This is a genomic window from Pseudomonas sp. BIGb0278, assembly GCF_024809895.1.
GTDB classification, from domain to species: Bacteria; Pseudomonadota; Gammaproteobacteria; order Pseudomonadales; family Pseudomonadaceae; genus Aquipseudomonas; species Aquipseudomonas shirazensis.
In genome coordinates this window covers 1-3,191 of sequence record NZ_JANUEL010000014.1, presented here as the reverse complement: position 1 = coordinate 3,191, position 3,191 = coordinate 1, and the positions used below count along the sequence as shown (strand labels likewise).

Sequence of the window (3,191 nt, the reverse complement as noted above, 5' to 3'; positions counted from 1 at the left end):
GTGAGAGTAGGTCATCGTCAAGATTCATTTCGCAAAACCCCTATCTGCGCGAGCAGGTAGGGGTTTTGTCTTTTCCGCGATCCGGAAATCTGGGGTCGCAAAGCGGCACTAGCTCTCCATCTGACTGCCTGGCACTTCCAGGGCGGCGGGAACATTTCGCTCTATAGCTAGGCCCTGGGTCGCCTTTTCCTATGCAAGCCAGCAGGCCATGGCTATCATTCCAGCCTTATTCAAAGTCGAGACTGGCATGCTGAAGTTGTTGAATCTCCTCAAGGATGGCCGGTTTCATTCCGGGCAGGCACTCGGGGAAGCTCTCGGAGTGAGCCGCAGCGCCGTCTGGAAGCAGCTGCAGCATCTGGAATCCGAATTGAATCTGTCTATCCACAAGGTACGCGGTCGCGGCTACCAGTTGGCAGCGCCGTTGGCACTGCTTGATGCCGGCGTCATCGCTGCGCAATCCGAAGGTGAACTGTGGCCGCTGTACATCCATGACGCTATCGACTCGACCAATGCCGAGGCCCTTAGAGCAGTAGGGCAGGGCCAGGCCGCCCCCTTTGTGGTGCTGGCCGAGCGGCAAAGTGCTGGTCGGGGCAGACGCGGCCGGCAGTGGGTCAGCCCATTTGCCGAAAACCTGTATTACAGCCTGGTGCTCCGGATCGAAGGCGGCATGCGTCAGCTCGAAGGCCTGAGCCTGGTCGTAGGGTTGGCCGTCATGCGCGCGTTACACGGGTTTGGTGTAGAGCAGGCTGGCCTGAAATGGCCCAATGACGTGCTGGTTGCCGAGCAAAAGATCGCTGGCATCCTGCTTGAGCTGGTGGGCGACCCGGCCGATGTCTGCCATGTGGTGATAGGTGTCGGGATCAACGTCAACATGCAGACCAACGACCAGGTCGATCAGCAATGGACGTCAATGAAGCGTGAAGCCGGCGCGCCGATCGATCGCAATCTGCTGGTCGCGCGCCTCAATGTGCAGCTGCAGCATGAGTTGGCTCGCCATCGTCGTTATGGCTTTGCCGCGTTCCAGGAAGAATGGGAGCAGGCGCATGTCTGGCAGGGGCGCAAAGTCGCGCTGATCGCTGGTACCAGCCATACCCATGGCATCGTCCGTGGGGTAGATGGGCAGGGTGGCTTGCGGCTTGAGGTTGACGGTGTGGAAAAGAGCTTCAGCGGTGGTGAGCTCAGCCTGAGGTTGCGTGATGATTCTTGAGCTCGATTGCGGTAACAGCTTTATCAAGTGGCGCGTCATTCATGCCAGTGACGCCACTATTGTTGGCGGTGGGATTGTCGACTCGGATCAGGCCCTGCTTGTCGCCGTGCTGGGTTTGCCTTCGTTGCACCTGCAAGGCTGCCGAATCGTCAGCGTGCGCAGTGAAGAAGAAACCGCGGCGCTGCGCGCCGTTCTGTTTGCCGAGTTTGCCATAGATGCCCAGGTAGCCTTGCCAGCGCAGGCCATGGCCGGTGTGCGCAATGGCTATGAAGATTACCAGCGGCTGGGCATGGATCGCTGGTTGGCCGTGTTGGGTGCTTATCACCTGGCCAAAGGCGCATGTCTGGTGATTGATCTAGGGACCGCAGCGAAGGCTGACTTCGTTGCTGCAGATGGCGAGCATCTTGGTGGCTACATCTGCCCAGGGATGCCGCTGATGCGTAGCCAGTTGCGCACGCATACCCGGCGCATTCGTTATGACGATGCCTCGGCGGAGCGGGCGCTGAGCACGCTCGCCCCCGGCCGTTCTACAGTCGAAGCGGTCGAGCGCGGTTGCGTGCTCATGCTGCAAGGGTTTGCTCGAACCCAGATCGAGCAGGCGCGGGCGTTGTGGGGCGATAGCTTTAGCGTATTCCTCACGGGTGGTGATGCGCCGCTTGTTCGCGATGCGGCTCCGCAGGCGCGAATTGTGCCGGATCTGGTATTTGTCGGCTTGGCCATGGCTTGTCCACTGGATTGAGGTGCCTATGCGTTGGTTGTTTCTGTTGCTGTTGGTGCTTAACGTCGTTTTTTACGTGTGGCATCAGCAGGAGGCGCCGTTGAGAGTCAAAGAGGTCGCGCCGCTCTCTCTTTATAAAGGTAATCAGCAGGAGATCCGCCTGCTGCGCGAGACGGGTGCTGCGGCGCCGCCGCGCCGCCGCGATGAATGCCTGGTAGTGGGTGGCCTGCCCAGCAAGGAGCAGATCGATGCACTGCGCCAGCGGCTGCTGAGCCTGGACATTGACACGCAGCTCGTGGCTGGCCAGCTGCCGGGAGCTGACGGTCAGTGGCTAAAGGTTGCAGTTGAAAGCGAGCGTTTGCTGGACCAATCAATGGTCGAGAGTCTTTCCAAGGATTTCAAAGACTTAAAACGCAAAATTATTTTCTGCGGGGGTATTGCAACTGCTGAATAGCTTGATAGAATGGCGCCCGCTTCGCAGGGAACACCACTCAGGTGGTAGGACCGGAAGCTGTTGTCAAAGCAGCTAACTTCAAGATTTAATTGAAAAAAAGCTTGACAGCAGGACGGCAAAAGCTGAAAATGCCGCCCACGCTCAGGAGGGGTTCCCGAGCGGCCAAAGGGAGCAGACTGTAAATCTGCCGTCTTCGACTTCGAAGGTTCGAATCCTTCCCCCTCCACCATTTTAGCGAGAGCCGCAAGCTCCGCGGGTATAGTTTAGTGGTAGAACCTCAGCCTTCCAAGCTGATGATGCGGGTTCGATTCCCGCTACCCGCTCCAAGTTTGCTGTTATTGCACATTGTTTCGCTCTTGTAGCTCAGTTGGTAGAGCACACCCTTGGTAAGGGTGAGGTCAGCGGTTCAAGTCCGCTCAAGAGCTCCATATAACAAGGCAGATATGAAAATATCTGCCTTTGTTTTATCGGTAGTAGTGACTATTTTCTTCTGCGGAGGACTGTTCGATGGCTAAGGAAAAGTTTGATCGTTCCCTACCACACGTAAACGTTGGCACTATCGGCCACGTTGACCATGGTAAAACCACTCTGACCGCAGCTCTGACTCGCGTCTGCTCCGAGGTGTTCGGTTCGGCAGTCGTCGACTTCGACAAGATCGACAGTGCTCCAGAAGAGAAAGCGCGTGGTATCACCATCAACACCGCGCACGTCGAGTATAACTCGAAGATCCGTCACTACGCTCACGTCGACTGCCCAGGTCACGCTGACTATGTGAAGAACATGATCACCGGTGCTGCGCAGATGGACGGCGC

The 3,191-nt window shown here is 57.5% G+C and carries 4 protein-coding genes and 3 tRNA genes; all 7 read left to right on the top strand.

The window, feature by feature from the left end; genetic code table 11:
- Window positions 1-247: 247 nt before the first annotated feature.
- On the top strand, window positions 248-1,207 hold the full coding sequence (birA, locus tag M2396_RS24135; protein WP_150571018.1) for a bifunctional biotin--[acetyl-CoA-carboxylase] ligase/biotin operon repressor BirA: 960 nt from the start codon (window positions 248-250) through the stop codon (window positions 1,205-1,207).
- Window positions 1,197-1,946, top strand: coding sequence for a pantothenate kinase (locus M2396_RS24130; protein ID WP_101322356.1), 750 nt, complete (start codon window positions 1,197-1,199; stop codon window positions 1,944-1,946). Before birA ends, M2396_RS24130 begins: the two co-directional genes overlap by 11 nt.
- Before the next feature lie 7 nt (window positions 1,947-1,953).
- Window positions 1,954-2,379: a hypothetical protein gene (locus M2396_RS24125; RefSeq protein WP_259078994.1), complete on the top strand. Its 426-nt coding sequence runs from the start codon at window positions 1,954-1,956 to the stop codon at window positions 2,377-2,379.
- Window positions 2,380-2,523: 144 nt separating this feature from the next.
- Window positions 2,524-2,608 (top strand) — tRNA-Tyr (locus tag M2396_RS24120).
- A gap of 23 nt (window positions 2,609-2,631) precedes the next feature.
- A tRNA-Gly gene (locus M2396_RS24115) sits at window positions 2,632-2,705 on the top strand.
- A gap of 26 nt (window positions 2,706-2,731) precedes the next feature.
- A tRNA-Thr gene (locus M2396_RS24110) sits at window positions 2,732-2,807 on the top strand.
- Between the two features lie 79 nt (window positions 2,808-2,886).
- On the top strand, window positions 2,887-3,191 hold a 305-nt coding region (locus M2396_RS24105; protein WP_259078993.1), incomplete at its 3' end, for a GTP-binding protein.